The following is a 16,452-nucleotide window of genomic DNA, read 5'->3' as shown; positions in this document are numbered from 1 at the left end:
CAGGCCCAGAGCGCTCAGGCCCCAGTGCCTGGAACCTCCGCTTCAGCCACCGATGGCTTGCGCCTGGTCCATCACGAGGTAGCGCTTGACCAGATCGAAGAAGCTCTCGTAGAAAGCGTCCTTGGAAATGGTCTCGCTGCCCACCTTGACCAGCGATTCGCTGCTGGCAGAAAACGGCAGCGACACGGACCCGATGGCGCCCACGCCCACGCTGGCCGAGTTGTTGGTCTTGCGCAGGGCATAGGTGTCCTGCAGCGCCGTCACAAAGCCCAGGCTCACCTTGCCGTCATTGGCCTCGGGCACACACACCACGCGCACCACCATCTGCAGGTGCGACTCGGCTTCGGGCTGGAAGCTCTTTTTGCCCTCCACCAGCTCCGGCTGGTGGGTGGAGATGATGTAGCCCTGGCTCAGCAGCGCGCGGCGCGATGCCTCGCAGGTCTGGGCGGGCGTGGCGTCAAACAGGCGCGAGTAGGTGGCCACCGAACCAAAACTCTCCTGCACCCCAAACGTCTTGGGCGTGGTGCCCACACAGCCTGCCAGCAATGCGGCCAGAGCCAAGCTACCTGCAGCGGCACCAGAACGAACAGTGAAGCGGGTCGGGAAAAGGCACAAACGCAAGGGCGGGCACTCCTTCGGGGTCATCAACATCATCAAGAAAGTCGTCATTGCGGGGGGCATTTCCGGTTGCCATAGCGGCGCAGAACGGCTGCCATGGCGTTCTGACAGTCTGCACCACACCCGGTTCCCGTCGATTCTAGAAAGCCCTATGCCCAGCCTGGCACAACGCCCTTGCCCGTGGAGGGGCTGAAAGCGTGGTAACCACAGCCCAAAGCCCTGCACACATGCCCTGCGCACCATTTCGGGCATTGCACGCGTCAAGGTATCAATTTGCAGCAGCCCGTAGAGACAACACGCCAGATGCTACACTATTGATAGCTGTTAGCGCTTATCCATAAAGCGCAAAGTGGCAATTTGGCACAACATTCTGTCACCTGCCTTCTTGCTCGCCTTCCACCATTTCTCTCTCCCTCTGCTGCCGTGCCCCTTGCCTCCCTGCTCTGCCTGGTCGTCGCCATCAGCGACGGCGACACCCTGACCGTGCGCTGCGGCGCGCCCGGTGCCTACCAGCAGGTGAAGGTGCGTATCGCCGCCATCGACGCGCCCGAGTCACGCCAGGCCTTTGGCCAGAAGTCACGGCAGCACCTGGCGCAGCTGTGCTTCAGGCAACGCGCCGCGCTGCAGCCGGTGGACGAAGACAGCTATGGCCGCACGGTGGCCCATGTGCGCTGCGGCAGCGCCGATGTGGCCACCGCCCAGGTGCGTGCCGGCCTGGCCTGGGTGTACACGCCCTATGCCGAATCCCGCCCGCAGCTGGTGGCGCTGCAGCGCCAGGCGCGCAGCAGCGGCACAGGGTTGTGGTCACAGAAGCGGCCGCTGGCGCCGTGGACCTACCGGCACCGGCACAGCCAGCGCTGACCCTCTTGTCACACTGCCTCAGGTGCGCAGCAGTGCCAGCACGCCCTGGGGCATCTGGTTGGCCTGCACCACCATGGCGTTGCCCGCCTGCTGCAGGATCTGCTGGCGGGCCAGGCTGGCGGTCTCTACCGCGAAATCCGTGTCGACAATGCGCGAGCGGCTGGCCGACAGGTTTTCGCTGCCGATCTGCAGGTTGGTGATGGCCGACTCCAGCCGCGACGACTGCGCGCCGATGACGGCGCGCTGGCTGTTCACGTAGTCGAGCGCGCGGTCTACCGACACGATGGCCTGTGCGGCCGAGGTGGTCACGTCCAGCGTGTTGCGCAGGCCCATGGCCCCCAGGCCAATCGCGCCCACGCGGGTTTCCAGGGTCTGGTTGGCATTGGCGCCCACCTGGAACACCTTGGTGCTGATGGCGCCGCTGGTCGAGGCGATGTTTTCGTAGGTCTCGGTGAAGCCCTGCAGCGCGTCCTTGCCCGAGCGGCTGCCCTGGTTGGGCAGCGCCGCCGTGGCGTCGCGCACCATGCCGCCGTCCACGTCGGCGCCGCCAATGGCGCCGGTGTCGGCATTGTTCAGGTCAAAGCTGCCGATGAAGGCCGCACCGTTGAGCCCGTACTGCGTGAGCACATCCCCCGCGTTGGTGAAGGCCCCGGCCGAGGCTGCGCCAATGGCCGCGTCCAGCGTGGAGCCGGGGTTGTTGCTCATGTAGGTGAGCACATCCTTGATGCCGGTGCCGCCCGCCGTCTTGATGCGGTCGTGCATGTAGCGCACGGCCGAGTAGCTGGACGAGTAGAACTCGCTGGTATTGCTGGGCCCGCCAATGGCCGCCACCACGGCCGCCACGCCCAGGTTGGCCACATCGGCGCGCACGCGCTCTTCGGCGCCGTGAATGAACTCGGCCGCGCCTTCGGCAAACCACAAGTGGCTTCCGGTGATGTTCTGCCAGTTGGTGGAGCGGGCCATCACCGCGTGCGCCATTTCGTGGGCAATCACACGGTCGTTGTAGAACGGTGCGGAGCCGCCATTGGGCGGGTTGGGCGGCACGAAGTCGGCCATGTCCACCTGCAGCACCAGGTTGTTGCCCCGCCCCTGCCCGTCAAACCCGGTGACCTGCACATAGGCGGCCACACCGCCCGCGTTGTCGGTAAAGCCGGTGTAGCGGATGTCGATGGCCGCGCCATCGCCCTGCAGACCAAAGTAGTTGCGGATGAGGTTTTCGCTGCTCTCCAGCCAGCTGCCCGCGCTGGTCAGGCCGTCAAACACGGACAGCAGGTTCTCGTCGCCCACCACGCTGGCGTCGGAGCGGTCGAACACGTCCATGCCGTTGAACTGCGTGGTGCGCCCGGTGCGGTCGATCTCTTGCGCCAGCCGCGTCACCTCGGCCTGGATGGCCTGGCGGTCAGACGCGCTGTTGGTGTCGTTGGCGGCCTGCACGGCCAGCTCGCGGATGCGCTGCAGGCTGGCGGTGACGCTTTGCAGCGCGCCCTCGGCCGTCTGCATGAGCGAAACGCCGTCGTTGGCATTACGCACCGCTTGGTTGAGCCCCCGGATCTGCGAAGTGAACCGCTCGGAGATCGCCAGGCCCGCCGCGTCGTCCTTGGCACTGTTGATGCGCAAGCCCGAGGACAGGCGCCGCACGGTCGTGCCCATGTCACTCTGTGCACCGCCAAGCCGGCGCTGCGCATTCAGCGACATCACGTTGGTGTTGATCGTCAACGCCATGGCACGCCCCGGGGACTCCTGGTCAAAGCAGATGAATGGACAAACGGTAAAAACCGGTCGAAGCGGCACGCCCAGCCCCACGCAGCAGCAGCGCCGAGGCCGCAAACCCGCTTCTTCCTCTCTGCCTTATCGGCGGGCCAGGGCAAAACCTGAAGACCCATTTCTGCGGGTCTTCCCCCAAGCCCCCAGCGTGCAGGCTGCACAGCCGCTAGCATCCTGGAGTCTTTCCCATCTGGCCCCCAGCGTGCGCTGCCCCGGCCGCCCCCGTTCCGTTTTCATGACAGTCCCCCATTCCCCCCCTGCAGCACCCGATGCGGAGACCTCCAGCGTCTACGGCCACTCCGGCTTCATTTCCTTTCTGATCGCCCGCGTGGTGGCCGTGGTCGCCACCCAGGTGCAGGCCGTGGTGGTGGCCTGGCAGGTGTATGACCTCACCCGCGAGCCGCTGGCACTGGCCTATGTGGGTCTGGCGCAGTTTCTGCCCATGCTGGCCCTGCTGCTGCCAGCAGGCGATTTGATCGACCGCTTTGACCGCATGCGCATCCTGGCGCTGGCTTGGTCGGTGGGCGGCGTGTGCAGTGCCCTGCTGTGGTGGCTGGCGGGCCATGGGGCCAGCGGTGTGGCTGGCATTTATGCGGTGCTGGTGCTGTATGGCTGCGCACGCGCTTTTTCGGGGCCAGCCATGCAAAGCCTGCTGCCGCAGATCGTGCCGCGCGGGCAGCTCGCGCAGGCCATTGCCGCCAACAGCATGCTGATGCGCGTGGCCAGCATCGGAGGGCCGCTGCTGGGCGGGCTGCTGTATGCGCTGGGCGGTGGCGAGCTGACCTACGCCGTGTGCTGCGCGTGTTTTGTGCTGGGCGTGGCGCTGCTGCTGCGTGTGGTGGTGGCCCATGCCACGGCGCCCGGCCCCGCGCAGGGAACGATGTTCGAGCGCTTTGGCGCAGGCATCACCTTCATCCGCACCCGGCCCATCATCCTGGGCACCATCTCGCTGGACCTGTTCGCCGTGCTGCTGGGCGGCGTGGTGGCCCTGCTGCCCATCTATGCGCAGGAGGTGCTGCATGTAGGCCCGGCGGGCCTGGGCGCGCTGCGCAGCGCCATGGCCGTGGGCGAGGTGGGTGCGGGGCTGTACCTGAGCATGCGGCCCTTCAACCGCCATGTGGGGCGCACCATGTTCATCGCCGTGGCGGTGTTTGGCGTGGCCAACCTGGTGTTTGCGCTCTCGCACTGGTTCTGGCTGTCGTTTGCGGCGCTGATGGTGGCTGGCGCGGCCGACATGGTGAGCGTGTACATCCGCGGCGCACTGGTGCAGTTCTCCACCCCCGACACCATGCGCGGGCGGGTGAACGCGGTGAACATGCTGTTCATCGGCTCGTCCAACGAGCTGGGCGAGTTCCGCGCGGGCACCAGCGCCGCCTGGCTGGGCGTGGTGCCCGCCGCCGTGGTGGGCGGCCTGTGCACGCTGGGCGTGGTGGGTGGCTGGATGCTGGCGTTCAAGACCCTGCGCACGGTGGACCGTTTTGAGGAAGCTGCGCAGGCCAGCAGCTGAGCGGTTCAGCGACGGCGCGACAGCCCTTGTAAACAAGCTCCGGGGCGTTTGTGTCGCGCAGGTAAAACCCGCGCGGCAGGCTTGCACGGCGCGTTGGGGCGGAGCACCATGCGCTCCACTGCCTGCCCCCTGTGCGCCCCATGAACGCTCCTTCCGCCCCGCTCCCCGGCCCTCTTCACCGCCGCACCGTGCTCGCGGGCCTGCTGGGCATGGCTGCCACCGCCCCGCTGGGCCTGGCCCGCGCCGCCACCCCGGCGGGTACCGCTGGCTGGGCCAGTGCCGACGAAGCCATGCAAACCCGCCTGCTGGACCGCGTGACCTGGGGCAACACCGCCCAAGGCGCACAGGCGCTGCCGCCGCAAGGGGTTGCTGCCTACCTGGCCGCGCAGCTGCGCCCCCCGCCCGCCACGCTGCCGCGCGCGGCCCAGGCGCAGATCGACGCCATGGCCATCACCCGCACGCCCCTGCCCGATCTGGCCGCGCGCATGGAGGCGCAGCACCAGGCCGCCAAGGCCCAGCCCACCGAGGATGGCCGCAAGGCCGCGCTCAAGGCCTGGCAGCAGGACATGCGCGCGCTACAGCAGGAGGCGGCCGAGCGTTTTGTGCTGCGCGCGCTGTATTCGCCCACCCAGCTGCGCGAAAAGATGACCTGGTTCTGGATGAACCACTTCAGCGTGTTTGCAGGCAAGGGCCACCTGCGTGTGCTGGTGGGCGACTATGAGGAACGCGCCATCCGCCCCCATGCGCTGGGCCGCTTTCGCGACCTGCTGGGTGCCACGGTGCGCCACCCGGCCATGCTGCATTACCTGGACAACGCCCGCAACGCCGCGGGCCGCATCAACGAAAACTACGCGCGCGAGCTGATGGAGCTGCACACCCTGGGCGTGGACGGCGGCTACAGCCAGCAGGATGTGCAGGAGCTGGCACGCGTGCTGACCGGCGTGGGCATTGCGCGCCAGCCAGACCGCGACGAGCCCCCGCGCATGAAGCCCGCGCTGCGCCGCCACTACGTGCGCGATGGCCTGTTCGAGTTCAACCCCCAGCGGCATGACTGGGAACCCAAGACCCTGCTGGGCCAGCCCCTGCGCGCCGAAGGCCTGGCCGAGGTGGACGAAGCGCTGGACCGCCTGGCACGCGCACCGGCCACCGCACGCTTCATCACCCGCAAGATCGCGCTCTTCCTGGTGGGCGACAAGCCACCGCCTGCGCTGCTGCAGACGCTGGCCCGCACGTTCGAGCGCACCGATGGCGAAATCGCCGCCGTGCTGGAGGCACTGTTCAGCGCGCCGGAATTTCGGGCATCGCTGGGCCAGCGCTTTCGCGACCCGGTGCACTATGTGCTGGCCAGCCTGCGCCTGGCCCATGGCGACGCCGTGCTGCCCGGCGCCGAGCCCGCGCTGGGCTGGCTGCAGCGCCTGGCCGAACCCCTGTACGGCCGCGCCACGCCCGACGGCTACCCGCTGGACGCAGCGGCATGGGCGGGTTCAGGGCAGATGTCCACCCGCTTCGAGATCGCCCGCGCCATCGGGGCCGGTGTGGCCACCGCCCCCATGCCCACCCCGCGCGAGAAGGAGATGAGGATGGCCGAACAGTCTGCATCGCAGCGCACGCCCCCACCGCTGGCACAGAGTGCCTATGTGCGCGCCCTGCAGCCCACCTGGTCGGCCGCCACGCGCAATGCGCTGGCGCAGGCAACATCACCGCGTGAGTGGAACCTGTTGTTCCTTGCATCACCGGAATTCATGCACGGCTGAGGAAATCACCATGCGACGCAGACACCTTCTTCAAGCCCTGGGCGCCAGCGCCCTCGGCGTGCACAGCGCCAGCGCGATGGCCGCCCCCGGCGCGCAGGACGTGCGTTTTCTGCTTGTGTTTTTGCGCGGTGGTTATGACTGCGCCAGCCTGCTGGTGCCCACGGCCAGCAGCTACTACTACGAGACGCGCCCGAACATCGCCATCGCCCGACCCGGGCAGGACGGCGGCGCGCTGCCGCTCACCCCCGACTGGGGCCTGCACCCCGCGCTGGCCGAATCGATGCTGCCGCTGTACCAGCAGCGCCAGCTGGCCTTTGTGCCGTTTGCAGGCACCGACGACCTCTCGCGCAGCCACTTCGACACGCAAGACAGCATGGAGCTGGGCCAGCCCGTGGGCGGGCGGCGCGACTACCGCTCGGGTTTTTTGAACCGGCTGGTGGCCGAGTTGAACCCGCGCACCGGCAACACCCCGGCCACGGCCACGCGGCAGCCCATGGCTTTCACCAGCACCTTGCCCCTGGTGCTGCGCGGCGCAGTGGATGTGCCCAACACGCTGCTGAGCGCGGCGGCGGGCCGCAGCGGCGTGGATGCGCGGCAGGCGCAGCTCATCGAATCCATGTACCGGGGCACGCCACTGGCCACACCCGTGGTCGAAGGTTTTGCCACGCGCGAAGAAGTGGCGCGCACCATGCAGGGCGAGATGGAAGCCGCCAGCCGCAATGCGCTGAGCACCAAGGGTTTTGAAGGCACGGCGCGGCGCATGGCAAAGCTGATGCAGACGCGCTACCAACTGGGCTTTGTGGACGTAGGCGGCTGGGACACCCATGTGGCACAGGGTGCGGCCACGGGCGCGCTGGCCAACCGGTTTGAAGAGCTGGGCCGGGGCCTGGCGGGTTTTGCCGACGAGATGGGGCCGGCGTGGAAATCCACCGTGGTCGTGGTGGTCAGCGAGTTTGGCCGCACCTTCCGCGAGAACGGCAACCGGGGCACCGACCACGGCCACGGCACCGTGTTCTGGGTGCTGGGCGGTGGTGTGGGCGGCGGGCGCATTGTGGGCGAGCAGCAGGCGCTGACGGCCGCCACCTTGTTCCAGAACCGCGACTACCCCGTGCTCAACGACTACCGCGCCGTGCTGGGCGGGCTGTTTGCGCGCATGTACGGACTGAACGCAGCCGCCGTGGCGCGGGTGTTTCCGGGGACGAAGGGGGCGGACTTGCGGCTGGTGTAGCTTGCGCTGATTGCTATATATTTAATAGCAATCAGCGCTTATCCATAGAGCGCAAAGGCCGATTTTTATTCAGAACCTGCCCCTGCTTCAGGCGTTGAAGGTGCCACTGAGCAGCTCGGGCAGGCGCTCCACCTTCATCTTGAAACCACAGGCCTGGGCATGCCCGCCGCCGCCCATGCTTTCGGCCAACGCGATGCAGTCAAAGTTGCGCTGCGCACGCAGCCCCACCTTCACACCTTTTTCGCCCGCGCTCCACATCAGCGCAAAGGTGCCAGTCTTGGCCGAAAGCATGTCGCCCACCAGGCTGTGGAACATGCCGGGCGCATTCACCATCAGCCCGGTGATGCCGTTGAACACCAGCGGCTGCGCGCCTTCGGCGATGTCGGCGCAGAGCTTCTTGTACTTCTCGTCCATGGCCTCGCCGCGCACCATGAACTCCTTGAGCTGCTCGGGCGTGAAGGACGCGATCTCGCGCCAGCGCGCAAAGCCCTGTTCTTCCATGTCGAGGGCCGACAAGAACGCGGCGCTCTCGGCAAATTCCCACTTCCAGATGTCGCGGTCTTCCACGTACTTGAGCAGCTCAGGGATAGGCTCGTGCGGGTGAAAGAACTCCCACGCCAGGCGCGCGCCCGACTTGCCCATGTCGAAGTGCACCACACCGCAGCGGCAGGCAAAGCCAGTGAGTTTTTCGGCGGCGCTCTTGTGGTGGTCCAGCATCACCAGCTTGGCGGCACGCTCGTCGATGGCAGCCATCACCTCGGCGGCAAAGGAAAAGTCGAGGATGTAAACCGCACGGCCTTGCAGGGGCGGCAGGTCGTCCAAAGACTTGACATCGCCGTGGTCGAGCCCCACGTATTCAGCACTATCGCCGTAGTACAGCCATGCGGCCAGCGCCGCGCCAAAACCGTCGGGGCAATTGCGCCCGTGGTACAGGATCAGCGGCTTGGGATCGTTCTTGTCGGGGGCAACCAGCAGTTGCAGGGGGAGTATGGTTTTCTTCGTCATGGCCCCCGATTGTCGCCGGGGCGGTGCACCACGCGAGCGCAAAGTGCGCAGCCCGCCCGCGCGCGCTGCGGGAACCAACCCATCCACCGCGCCTCCACCCCATTTGCCCCGCACCCCGAAAAGCACCCGATGTTCCGAACCCTCAAAGACCTGTTTGACAGCTTCACGCAGCCCTCCACCACCCAGTCGCCCGCCGCGCGCGCCCACGCCGTGCAACTGGCAGCCGCCGTGCTGCTGGTGGAGGTGGTGCGGTTTGATGCCGCCATGGACGACGCCGAGCGTTCCACCATGGTGACCGCCCTGCGCAGCAAATTTGCGCTGAGCGATGATGAGCTGGAGCGCCTGCTGGAGCTGGCCGTAACCACATCGAAGACCGCCTACGACTACCAGCGATTTACCAGCAGCCTCAACGATCACTTCACGCAGGACCAGAAGATCCAGCTCGTGGAGGCCATGTGGCAGGTGGCGTATGCCGACGCCCACATCGACGCCAACGAGAACCACACCATCAGCAAGGTGGCCGGGCTGTTGCATGTGACGCATGGCGAGTACATCGCGGCCAAGATGCGGGCAAAGGAAGGAAGCCCACTCTGAGTCGCATTCGGCCCTTCCCCCCGAGTGGGACACCGCCCGGGCGGCGAGGCGGCCGCTGGCCTGGACTGCGCGGGCTCTACGGATGCGCGTGTGCTCGGCGTCTACACCGGCAGCCAGCGCCACCAGAACGGCTTGCGCTCTTCCTTGGCGCCCTGTGCCTGCAGCAACGTGATGAACTCGGTGCGCCGGTAGCGGCGCGCGGCCTCCAGTGGGGTCATGTCGTCAAAGTCTGACCGCAGCCCGGGGTCGGCACCGTGGGCCAGCAGGTAGTGCGCGATCTCGCTGTGGCCATGGATCAGGCTGGCCACCAGCGGTGTGCACAAAATTTCGGGGTGCTGGTAGTTGGGGTTGACGCCCGCGCTGATGTGGTGGCGCACCAGTGCCAGGTCGCCCGCCACTGCGGCGGCGTACATGTCTTTCCAGTCACCAGCGGACATGGGGTCTCCTTGTATTGTTTTTCGGTTTTGCGAGGAGCGCAGCGCGGGCCGATGCACATGCCTCCAGACCAGAGGCTCCACGGCAAACCGTCGGCATTCTGGCACGCCCTGGCGCGTGGGTGGTAGCGCAAAGAACTACGGCACCCGGCCCAGCTGCTACACCGCTGCCACGGCCTTTTCGCGTTCGGCGGCGGACAGCACACGCACCGCCACCACAGGCGCGCCAGTGGCCGTGAAGAACGGTGTGCGGCGGTAGCTGCCGGTGAATCGCGCCGCCGCAATGCGGGGCATGAAGCCCAGCAGCGCCCTCAGCTGGCTCCAGCCCGTGCGGGGCGGCGTGCCCTTGGCGCTGGCGGTCTCCAGGTGCATCTGCACCGGCCCAAACGCGGGCGCAAGCGGCTCGCCGCCCGCGCGCAGGCACAGATGGACCAGGCCCACATAGGGCATGCGCCAGTCGCGCCCCGTATTGGCCAAGGGGGTGTTGCAACAGCGCGCGTACCAGCGCAGCAAGCCGCCTTCGGACAACGACAGGCAGGCCAGCTGATCGGTGCCACTGGTGAAAGACACGTTGCGGGCATGCGTGCCCACCACCTCGGTGCCGGCCAGAGCGTCCAGCACCGCGTCGGGCTGCCCCAGATGGTGGGCATAGGCCTGGCAGTCCCGGCAGTAACAGATGGCGTGGATGGCGGAGCGCGTGTCGGCCACTTCGCCGACGACCTTGGCACACTGGCATTGAAAGCGATGGATCATGAAGCCCCCTCTGATGGACCGGGAGCTTATCGCCCCTGCTGCCAGAATTTGTCAGCAGTGTGCAGGCCAGGCCACGCGGGCGCCCTACTCCTCGCCGTATAGTAGAAATGATGCCGCCGCATGAGCCCTGTGCCAGCCCCGGCATCGGCCGTGCTGTCGTGCGGTTGGGCCCCTGTCTACGGCCTCCCGCCCCTTTTTTCTCTACCTTCTTCCATGCCCCCTCTGCACATCCTCTGGCGCGACGAGCACCTGGTCGCCGTCTACAAGCCTGCGGGCTGGCTGGTGCACCGCACGGGGCTGGACGCGGGCGAGACACGGTTTGTGATGCAGACCCTGCGCGACCAGCTGGGCCAGCATGTGTACCCCGTGCACCGGCTCGACAAGGGCACCTGCGGCGTGCTGGTGATGGCGCTGCACAGCCATGCGGCGCGGGCACTGTCACAGGCCTTCGAGCACGGCGCCACGCACAAGCGCTACCTGGCCCTGGTGCGCGGCTGGGCGCCCGAGGCCATCGAGGTGGACCACGCCTTGAAGCCCGACGATGCCCCGGCCGATGCGGCCGTTCAGGACGCCCACACCCGCTTTCGGCGCCTGGCGCAGCTCACGCTGACCGAGGCCAGTGATGCGCGTTTTGCCACCACCCGCGCCTCGCTGGTCGAGGCGATCCCCACCACCGGGCGGCGCCACCAGATACGCCGCCACCTCAAGCACCTGGCCCACCCCATCATCGGCGACGCGACACACGGCAAAGGCCCCCTCAACCGCTGGTGGGCCGAGCGGCTGGGGCAGCAGAGGCTGTGGCTGCATGCGTGGCAGCTGACGGTGCCACACCCCGTGTCGGGCGCTGTGATGACGTTTGACAGCGGGCTGCCATGGCCGGGGCCTGCGGGCTGGGGCCCCGGGCACGACACGGCAGAGATTGCCAACGCCAGCCCCGTCTCCGATTGGCAGCGGCTGTTTGCACGCTTGCCGTGGGAAGAGACGCAAGGCACGCCCACTGCACCGTAACCCGGGCGACACGACGACAGCGCACCCGTCGAAATAATGGGCACTCCAAAAATCAGGAGACTCCGCCCATGACCGTACCCGCCACCAACCGCGTCCTCGCCCACACGGGCGCGCGCTACCCCATCATCCAGGCGCCAATGGGCTGGATCGCGCGCACGCAGCTGGCATCGGCCGTGTCCCGCGCGGGCGGGCTGGGCATCATCGAGACATCGTCGGGCGAAACCGCCAACTGCCAGGCCGAGATCACCAAGATGAGCGCACTGGGCCTGCCCTTCGGCGTGAACCTGCCCATCCGTTTTCTGAAAGACGACGCCATGCTGCGCTTTGTGTGCGCGTCGGGTGTGAAGTTTGTGACCACCTCGGCGGGCAGCCCGGCCAAGTTCATTGCGCCGCTCAAGGACGCGGGCATCACCGTGTACCACGCGGTGCCCACGGTGGACGCGGCGCTCAAATGCGTGGACGCAGGCATCGACGGTCTGGTGGTCGAGGGCGGCGAAGGCGGCGGGTTCAAGAACCCCGAAGAGGTCTCCACCCTGGTGCTGCTGCAAGCCATTCGTGCGCGGGTGGATGTGCCGCTGGTGGCCGCCGGGGGCATCTGCGACGGGCGCGGCATGGCGGCGGCTTTTGCGCTGGGGGCTGAGGCGGTACAGATGGGCACACGGTTTGTGAGCTGCGCCGAAAGCCCCGTGCACGCCAACTACAAGAACGCCATCGTCGATGCGGGCGTGACCGGCACCTGGATGCTCAACACCAAGGCCAGCCCCTGCATCCGCGCGCTCAAGTCGCAGCGCACCCAGGCCATCCATGAGGCAGGCCTCATGCCCGCCGACAGCTTTGCGGGCATCCAGCGCGTGTACTTTGACGGCGACATGGAGGCCGCACCGGCCCTCGCAGGCCAGACCGCCGGGCTCATCGATTCCGTCAAGACCGCGCAGCAGATCATTGACGACACAGTGCAGGAGTTCTTTGCGATCAGCCAACGCATGGGCGCCTGGGCTGCAGCGCGGTCATTTGGCTGATCGCCATCGCAGCGCAGGGCTAGGGCCGGGGCTCTACGCCGCCTTCGCGCCCAGCGCACGCATGCGCGCCTTCCACTTGGCAATCCCATCGTCGCCCAGTTGCTCCACGCTGCCCACCAGCGTCTCATGCACCGGCGCAATGCCCACAAAGCCCAGGATATTGCGCTCCAGCGACTTCACGCTGTGCGCGCGGAAGTACCAGCGGTATACCAGCGCAGGCATGCCCATGGTGACTACCACCCGCGCACTGCGCCCTGTGAGCCCCTTGCGGCCAAAGGGGTTGCTGCCTTCGGTATTGAAGGCAAACCCGGGTCGCGCCACCTGCTCCAGAAAACCCTTGAGCAGGGCTGGCATGTCGCCCAGCCACAGCGGAAAGAACAGCACGATGTGCTGCGCCCAGCCGATGTCCGCCTGGGCAGGCTTGAGCGATGCGGGCAGCAGGCCCAGCTCCCACTCGTGCTGGCTGCGCAGCAGCGCAAAGTCGATGGCAGCCACCTCGATCTCGCGCACCTCGTGGCCCGCCGCGATGGCCCCTTGCGCATAGGCCTGCGCCAGCGCGTGGCACAGGTGGGGCGCACTCGCGTCCGGGTGGCCCTGTATCAGAAGAATGCGTTGGGGCGTCATGGCAAAAACTCCTCGCGGCGCCAGGCCCGCCGGTGATGGCGGCCGCTGCGGGCACCAAGGCAAATCGTGACACGCGCAACCCCGAGGTGCAAGCGCCGAGCAGATGGCGCCATCCGCAGGGACGGGTTGGGGAGGCGCGGGAGGAACGCGGCTATGGGCGGCCATCGCCAGACGCTTCACTTTTGATAGCTACCAGCGCTTTACCATCAAGCGCCAGGTGCCAATTTCTATCAAAACCTGACGCCCACCCCCCGCCAAGCGGTCGTTGGCGTGCGTCGGCAGTGTCCTACCCCCGCGCTCGCCCGCCACCGGTAGACGCTGCCGCGCCGGAGCAGCACAGTCGCAGGGCAGCACTGTTGCTGCGCCCCCTCCTCCGCTGGACTCCCCGCCATGCCACCACACGCGTACCGCTCTCTGAGCACACCGCCCTCCCTCGTCACAACGCCGGTCACCGGGTGCAAGGACCATGGCCATGGCTGACCTCTGGCAGGAGATCGCCAGCACGGTGGCCTCGGAATTCTCGGACGTGCCCGATGCGGCACAGGCCACGCGCATCGTGGTGCGCCTGGCCATGGCAGCGCTGCTGGGCGGGCTGCTGGGTTGGGAACGCGAACACGCGGGCAAGGCCGCCGGTGTGCGCACGCACATGCTGGTGGCCATGGGCGCGGCCCTGTTCGTGCTGGTGGCGCAGCAAGCCGGCATTGAAGCGGCAGACAACAGCCGCGTGCTGCAGGGCATCATCGCGGGCGTGGGGTTTCTGGGCGCGGGCACCATCCTCAAGGGCGATGCCGAAAGCCAGGTCAAGGGCCTGACCACAGCCGCTGGCATCTGGCTCACGGCCGCCATCGGCGTGGCCGCCGGGCTGGGCCGCGAAGCCACGGCGGTGCTGAGCACGGTGCTGGCGCTGGTGGTGCTGTGGGCCATTCCGATGCTGCACGACAAGGTGAGCCGCAACGCAGCCAACCACAAGGCGGACTGAGCCGAGCCGAGGCAACCCGCTGGCGCGGGCTGCGCTACACTTTTTGGCCCACCGACCCCCTGGCTGCGGCGCAGGCCCACGCGCCGCAGCCAGCCACCTCTGGTTACCCCATGCACAGTCTTCCAGCGCAGCACCGCTGCCTTGGCGGCACAGCTCCTGCGCCATTTGCCACCCTGCCACCCACCACAGCCTGCAGCCTTCCTGCGGCGGTACAACCATGACGCGGACGAGCGACACCGAGGCTCAGCCTGCGGCATCTGCAGCCGCGACCACAACTGCGACTGCGACGGCTACCAGAGCGCAGGCGGCAGCCTCGGGCAACCTGCGCGGCATCGTCGCGATGGTCGCGGCGGTGGGGTGTTTTTCGCTGATGGACGCCCTGCTCAAGACCCTGTCGGCCAGCTACCCCGCCATGCAGGTGGCGGCGCTGCGCGGCTGGGCTGCGTTGCCGCTGGTGGCGCTGTATGTGCTGTGGCGCGGCGAGGTGCGGGGCTTGCTCAAGGTGCGCTGGCCGCTGCACCTGCTGCGTGGCGTGCTCAACGTGACCATGCTGGGCCTGTTCACCTACGCACTCAAAGAGCTGGGCCTGGCCGAGGCCTACACGCTGTTTTTCATCGCCCCGTTGCTGATCACGGCGCTGTCCACCGTGGTGCTGGGCGAGAAGGTGCGCGCCGCCCACTGGGTGGCGATCGTGCTGGGCATGGTGGGCGTGGTGGTGGCCCTGCGGCCCAGCCAGGACGCATTTTTCACGCTGGGCGCGCTGGCGGTGCTGGGCGCAGCGTGTGGATACGCCGTGTCGGCCATCACGGGGCGCGTGCTCAGCCGCACAGACTCCAGCGCCAGCCTGGTCTTCTGGACCACCGCCTTGCTGGCGCTGGGCGCGGGCACGCTGGCCTGGCCGGGCTGGGTGGGCGTGGACGCTGCACACTGGCCGCTGGTGGCGGGCCTGGCGGTCACGGGGTTTCTGGGGCAGCTGGCGATCACCGAGGCGTTCCGGCACGGGCAGGCGTCGGTGGTGGCACCGTTTGAATACACGGCCCTGGCCTGGGGCATGGGGCTCGACTGGGTGCTGTGGCAGGCCGTGCCGGGGGTTTCCACATTGCTGGGCGGCGCGATCATCATCGGCAGCGGGTTGTATCTGGTGCGGCAGGAGCGGACGCAGGCGGTGGTGCCTCCGTGAGGTGAAGCTCCCCCTGAGTCGCCTTCGGCGCCTTCCCCCTCTCTCGCTGCGCGGGAGGGGGACGCCACCGGTGGCCTGGCAAAGCCAGTTCCACGGTGGCACTGGCCTGGGCCGTGCCAGTTTCATGCGCTGAGCCAGGGACAACGACGACCTTGCAGGTGGCGGCACCGGCCCGCGCCGTCGCACGGCATGGTCTTACACCCCGGAAGGCGCATGGGCGGTGCAATAGGAGGTCCATCACATCGGCACCACCAAAAAGGAATTCACCATGACCCAGCACGCCACCATTGCAGGCCACGTTACCTACACCCCGGGTGACGGAGCGCCGTTGACCATTCCGAAAGGCCCCGTGGAGCTGGAGCCTTCCAAAGACAGCACCACCTTGAGCTGGACCGCAGACAACGATGCCGTGGGCTCCGCCGCGATCCCGAAGGACCAGTTCAACCAATACGTGCGCGAGGGAAAAATCCGCATCCAGAACTGAGCGATCAGCATCGGATACTATGAAACTGATAGCGGCCAGCGCTTTATGATCAAGCGCCAGAGCCCTATTTCATGCGATATTCACGATGCAAGCCGAAGACATCCTTCATTTCTGGTTCGAAGAACTCACCCCCGCCCAGCACTTCGCACAAGAGGACGCCATCGACGCGATGATCCGTGTCCGCTTCGGTGCCACCTGGGAGGCGGCCCGGCAGTGCGAGTTGTGGAGTTGGCGCGGCACGCCCCAAGGCCGCCTGGCGGAGATCCTGGTGCTGGACCAGTTCTCGCGCAACATCCACCGGGGCTCGCCGCTTGCGTTTGCGCAAGACGCCCAGGCGCTGGTCCTGGCGCAGGAACTGGTGGCCGGGCAGCACGACACGGCACTCACCCCCGCCCAACGCGCCTTTGCCTATATGCCCTACATGCACAGCGAGTCGCTGGTGGTGCACGCCCAGGCGATGGTGCTGTTTGACCAGCCGGGGCTGGAAAACAACCTGAAGTTCGAGGTGGCGCACCGCGACATCATTGCGCGCTTCGGGCGCTACCCGCACCGCAACGCCGTGCTGGGGCGCACGTCCACGGCGCAGGAGCTGGCCTTCCTCGCGCAGCCCGGCTCGTCCTTCTGAGCTTGCCGGTCCTTG

The 16,452-nt window shown here is 67.4% G+C and carries 17 protein-coding genes; 11 read left to right on the top strand and 6 right to left on the bottom strand.

Features of this window, described 5'->3' with window-relative positions; translation table 11 throughout:
* Positions 1–42 precede the first annotated feature (42 nt).
* The gene (locus tag C8C94_RS01820) at positions 43–669 is read right to left on the bottom strand and encodes a DUF2242 domain-containing protein (RefSeq protein ID WP_228894371.1); all 627 of its coding nucleotides are present in this window, start codon (positions 667–669) and stop codon (positions 43–45) included.
* Between the two features lie 372 nt (positions 670–1,041).
* On the opposite strand from C8C94_RS01820, the gene C8C94_RS01815 reads away from it, so the two are divergent.
* On the top strand, positions 1,042–1,479 hold the full coding sequence (locus C8C94_RS01815) for a thermonuclease family protein (protein WP_121419505.1): 438 nt from the start codon (positions 1,042–1,044) through the stop codon (positions 1,477–1,479).
* Positions 1,480–1,497: 18 nt separating this feature from the next.
* On the opposite strand, the gene C8C94_RS01810 is transcribed toward C8C94_RS01815, so the two are convergent.
* Positions 1,498–3,201 carry a flagellinolysin gene (locus C8C94_RS01810; protein ID WP_121419504.1) on the bottom strand — a complete coding sequence of 568 codons (1,704 nt, stop codon included), beginning with the start codon at positions 3,199–3,201 and terminating at the stop codon, positions 1,498–1,500.
* A 277-nt stretch (positions 3,202–3,478) separates the two neighbouring features.
* On the opposite strand from C8C94_RS01810, the gene C8C94_RS01805 reads away from it, so the two are divergent.
* The 3 genes from C8C94_RS01805 to C8C94_RS01795 all read left to right on the top strand — a co-directional run bounded on the left by C8C94_RS01805 (position 3,479) and on the right by C8C94_RS01795 (position 7,732).
* Positions 3,479–4,750, top strand: coding sequence for an MFS transporter (locus C8C94_RS01805; protein WP_121419503.1), 1,272 nt, complete (start codon positions 3,479–3,481; stop codon positions 4,748–4,750).
* Between the two features lie 140 nt (positions 4,751–4,890).
* Entirely contained in the window at positions 4,891–6,504 is a 1,614-nt protein-coding gene (locus tag C8C94_RS01800) for a DUF1800 domain-containing protein (protein WP_121419502.1), read from the top strand.
* Between the two features lie 10 nt (positions 6,505–6,514).
* Positions 6,515–7,732 carry a DUF1501 domain-containing protein gene (locus C8C94_RS01795; RefSeq protein WP_121419501.1) on the top strand — a complete coding sequence of 406 codons (1,218 nt, stop codon included), beginning with the start codon at positions 6,515–6,517 and terminating at the stop codon, positions 7,730–7,732.
* 87 nt (positions 7,733–7,819) lie between these two features.
* Here C8C94_RS01795 and C8C94_RS01790 read toward each other — a convergent pair whose 3' ends face one another.
* Positions 7,820–8,737: a DHH family phosphoesterase gene (locus C8C94_RS01790; RefSeq protein WP_121419500.1), complete on the bottom strand. Its 918-nt coding sequence runs from the start codon at positions 8,735–8,737 to the stop codon at positions 7,820–7,822.
* Between the two features lie 129 nt (positions 8,738–8,866).
* Here C8C94_RS01790 and C8C94_RS01785 point away from each other — a divergent pair, with 129 nt between their 5' ends.
* Positions 8,867–9,331 carry a TerB family tellurite resistance protein gene (locus C8C94_RS01785; RefSeq protein ID WP_121419499.1) on the top strand — a complete coding sequence of 155 codons (465 nt, stop codon included), beginning with the start codon at positions 8,867–8,869 and terminating at the stop codon, positions 9,329–9,331.
* 101 nt (positions 9,332–9,432) lie between these two features.
* Here the strand turns inward: C8C94_RS01785 and C8C94_RS01780 are convergent, their stop codons facing one another.
* Both C8C94_RS01780 and C8C94_RS01775 read right to left on the bottom strand, forming a co-directional pair.
* The gene (locus C8C94_RS01780; RefSeq protein WP_121419498.1) at positions 9,433–9,768 is read right to left on the bottom strand and encodes an ankyrin repeat domain-containing protein; all 336 of its coding nucleotides are present in this window, start codon (positions 9,766–9,768) and stop codon (positions 9,433–9,435) included.
* Between the two features lie 156 nt (positions 9,769–9,924).
* Positions 9,925–10,518 (bottom strand): DUF6151 family protein, encoded by a 594-nt coding sequence (locus C8C94_RS01775; protein ID WP_121419497.1) that lies wholly within the window; start codon positions 10,516–10,518, stop codon positions 9,925–9,927.
* 213 nt (positions 10,519–10,731) lie between these two features.
* Here C8C94_RS01775 and C8C94_RS01770 point away from each other — a divergent pair, with 213 nt between their 5' ends.
* The gene (locus C8C94_RS01770) at positions 10,732–11,526 is read left to right on the top strand and encodes a pseudouridine synthase (protein ID WP_121419496.1); all 795 of its coding nucleotides are present in this window, start codon (positions 10,732–10,734) and stop codon (positions 11,524–11,526) included.
* Positions 11,527–11,594: 68 nt separating this feature from the next.
* Positions 11,595–12,545, top strand: a complete 951-nt coding sequence (locus C8C94_RS01765) for a nitronate monooxygenase family protein (protein WP_121419495.1) — start codon at positions 11,595–11,597, stop codon at positions 12,543–12,545.
* A 33-nt stretch (positions 12,546–12,578) separates the two neighbouring features.
* Here C8C94_RS01765 and C8C94_RS01760 read toward each other — a convergent pair whose 3' ends face one another.
* Complete coding sequence (locus tag C8C94_RS01760; RefSeq protein WP_121419494.1) at positions 12,579–13,169, bottom strand: NAD(P)H-dependent oxidoreductase; 591 nt, start codon at positions 13,167–13,169, stop codon at positions 12,579–12,581.
* 472 nt (positions 13,170–13,641) lie between these two features.
* On the opposite strand from C8C94_RS01760, the gene C8C94_RS01755 reads away from it, so the two are divergent.
* The 4 genes from C8C94_RS01755 (at position 13,642) to C8C94_RS01740 (ending at position 16,437) form a co-directional block, all read left to right on the top strand.
* Positions 13,642–14,148 carry an MgtC/SapB family protein gene (locus C8C94_RS01755; RefSeq protein WP_055398918.1) on the top strand — a complete coding sequence of 169 codons (507 nt, stop codon included), beginning with the start codon at positions 13,642–13,644 and terminating at the stop codon, positions 14,146–14,148.
* A 217-nt stretch (positions 14,149–14,365) separates the two neighbouring features.
* The gene (locus C8C94_RS01750) at positions 14,366–15,328 is read left to right on the top strand and encodes a DMT family transporter (protein WP_121419493.1); all 963 of its coding nucleotides are present in this window, start codon (positions 14,366–14,368) and stop codon (positions 15,326–15,328) included.
* A gap of 268 nt (positions 15,329–15,596) precedes the next feature.
* Positions 15,597–15,812: a hypothetical protein gene (locus C8C94_RS01745; protein ID WP_055398867.1), complete on the top strand. Its 216-nt coding sequence runs from the start codon at positions 15,597–15,599 to the stop codon at positions 15,810–15,812.
* Between the two features lie 85 nt (positions 15,813–15,897).
* On the top strand, positions 15,898–16,437 hold the full coding sequence (locus tag C8C94_RS01740; RefSeq protein ID WP_121419492.1) for a DUF924 family protein: 540 nt from the start codon (positions 15,898–15,900) through the stop codon (positions 16,435–16,437).
* Positions 16,438–16,452 lie beyond the last annotated feature (15 nt).

The organism is Acidovorax sp. 94, from assembly GCF_003634645.1.
GTDB lineage: Bacteria > Pseudomonadota > Gammaproteobacteria > Burkholderiales > Burkholderiaceae_C > Acidovorax > Acidovorax facilis.
The sequence above is the reverse complement of the archived record's forward strand: the minus strand, read 5'-3'. Positions and strand labels throughout refer to the sequence as shown.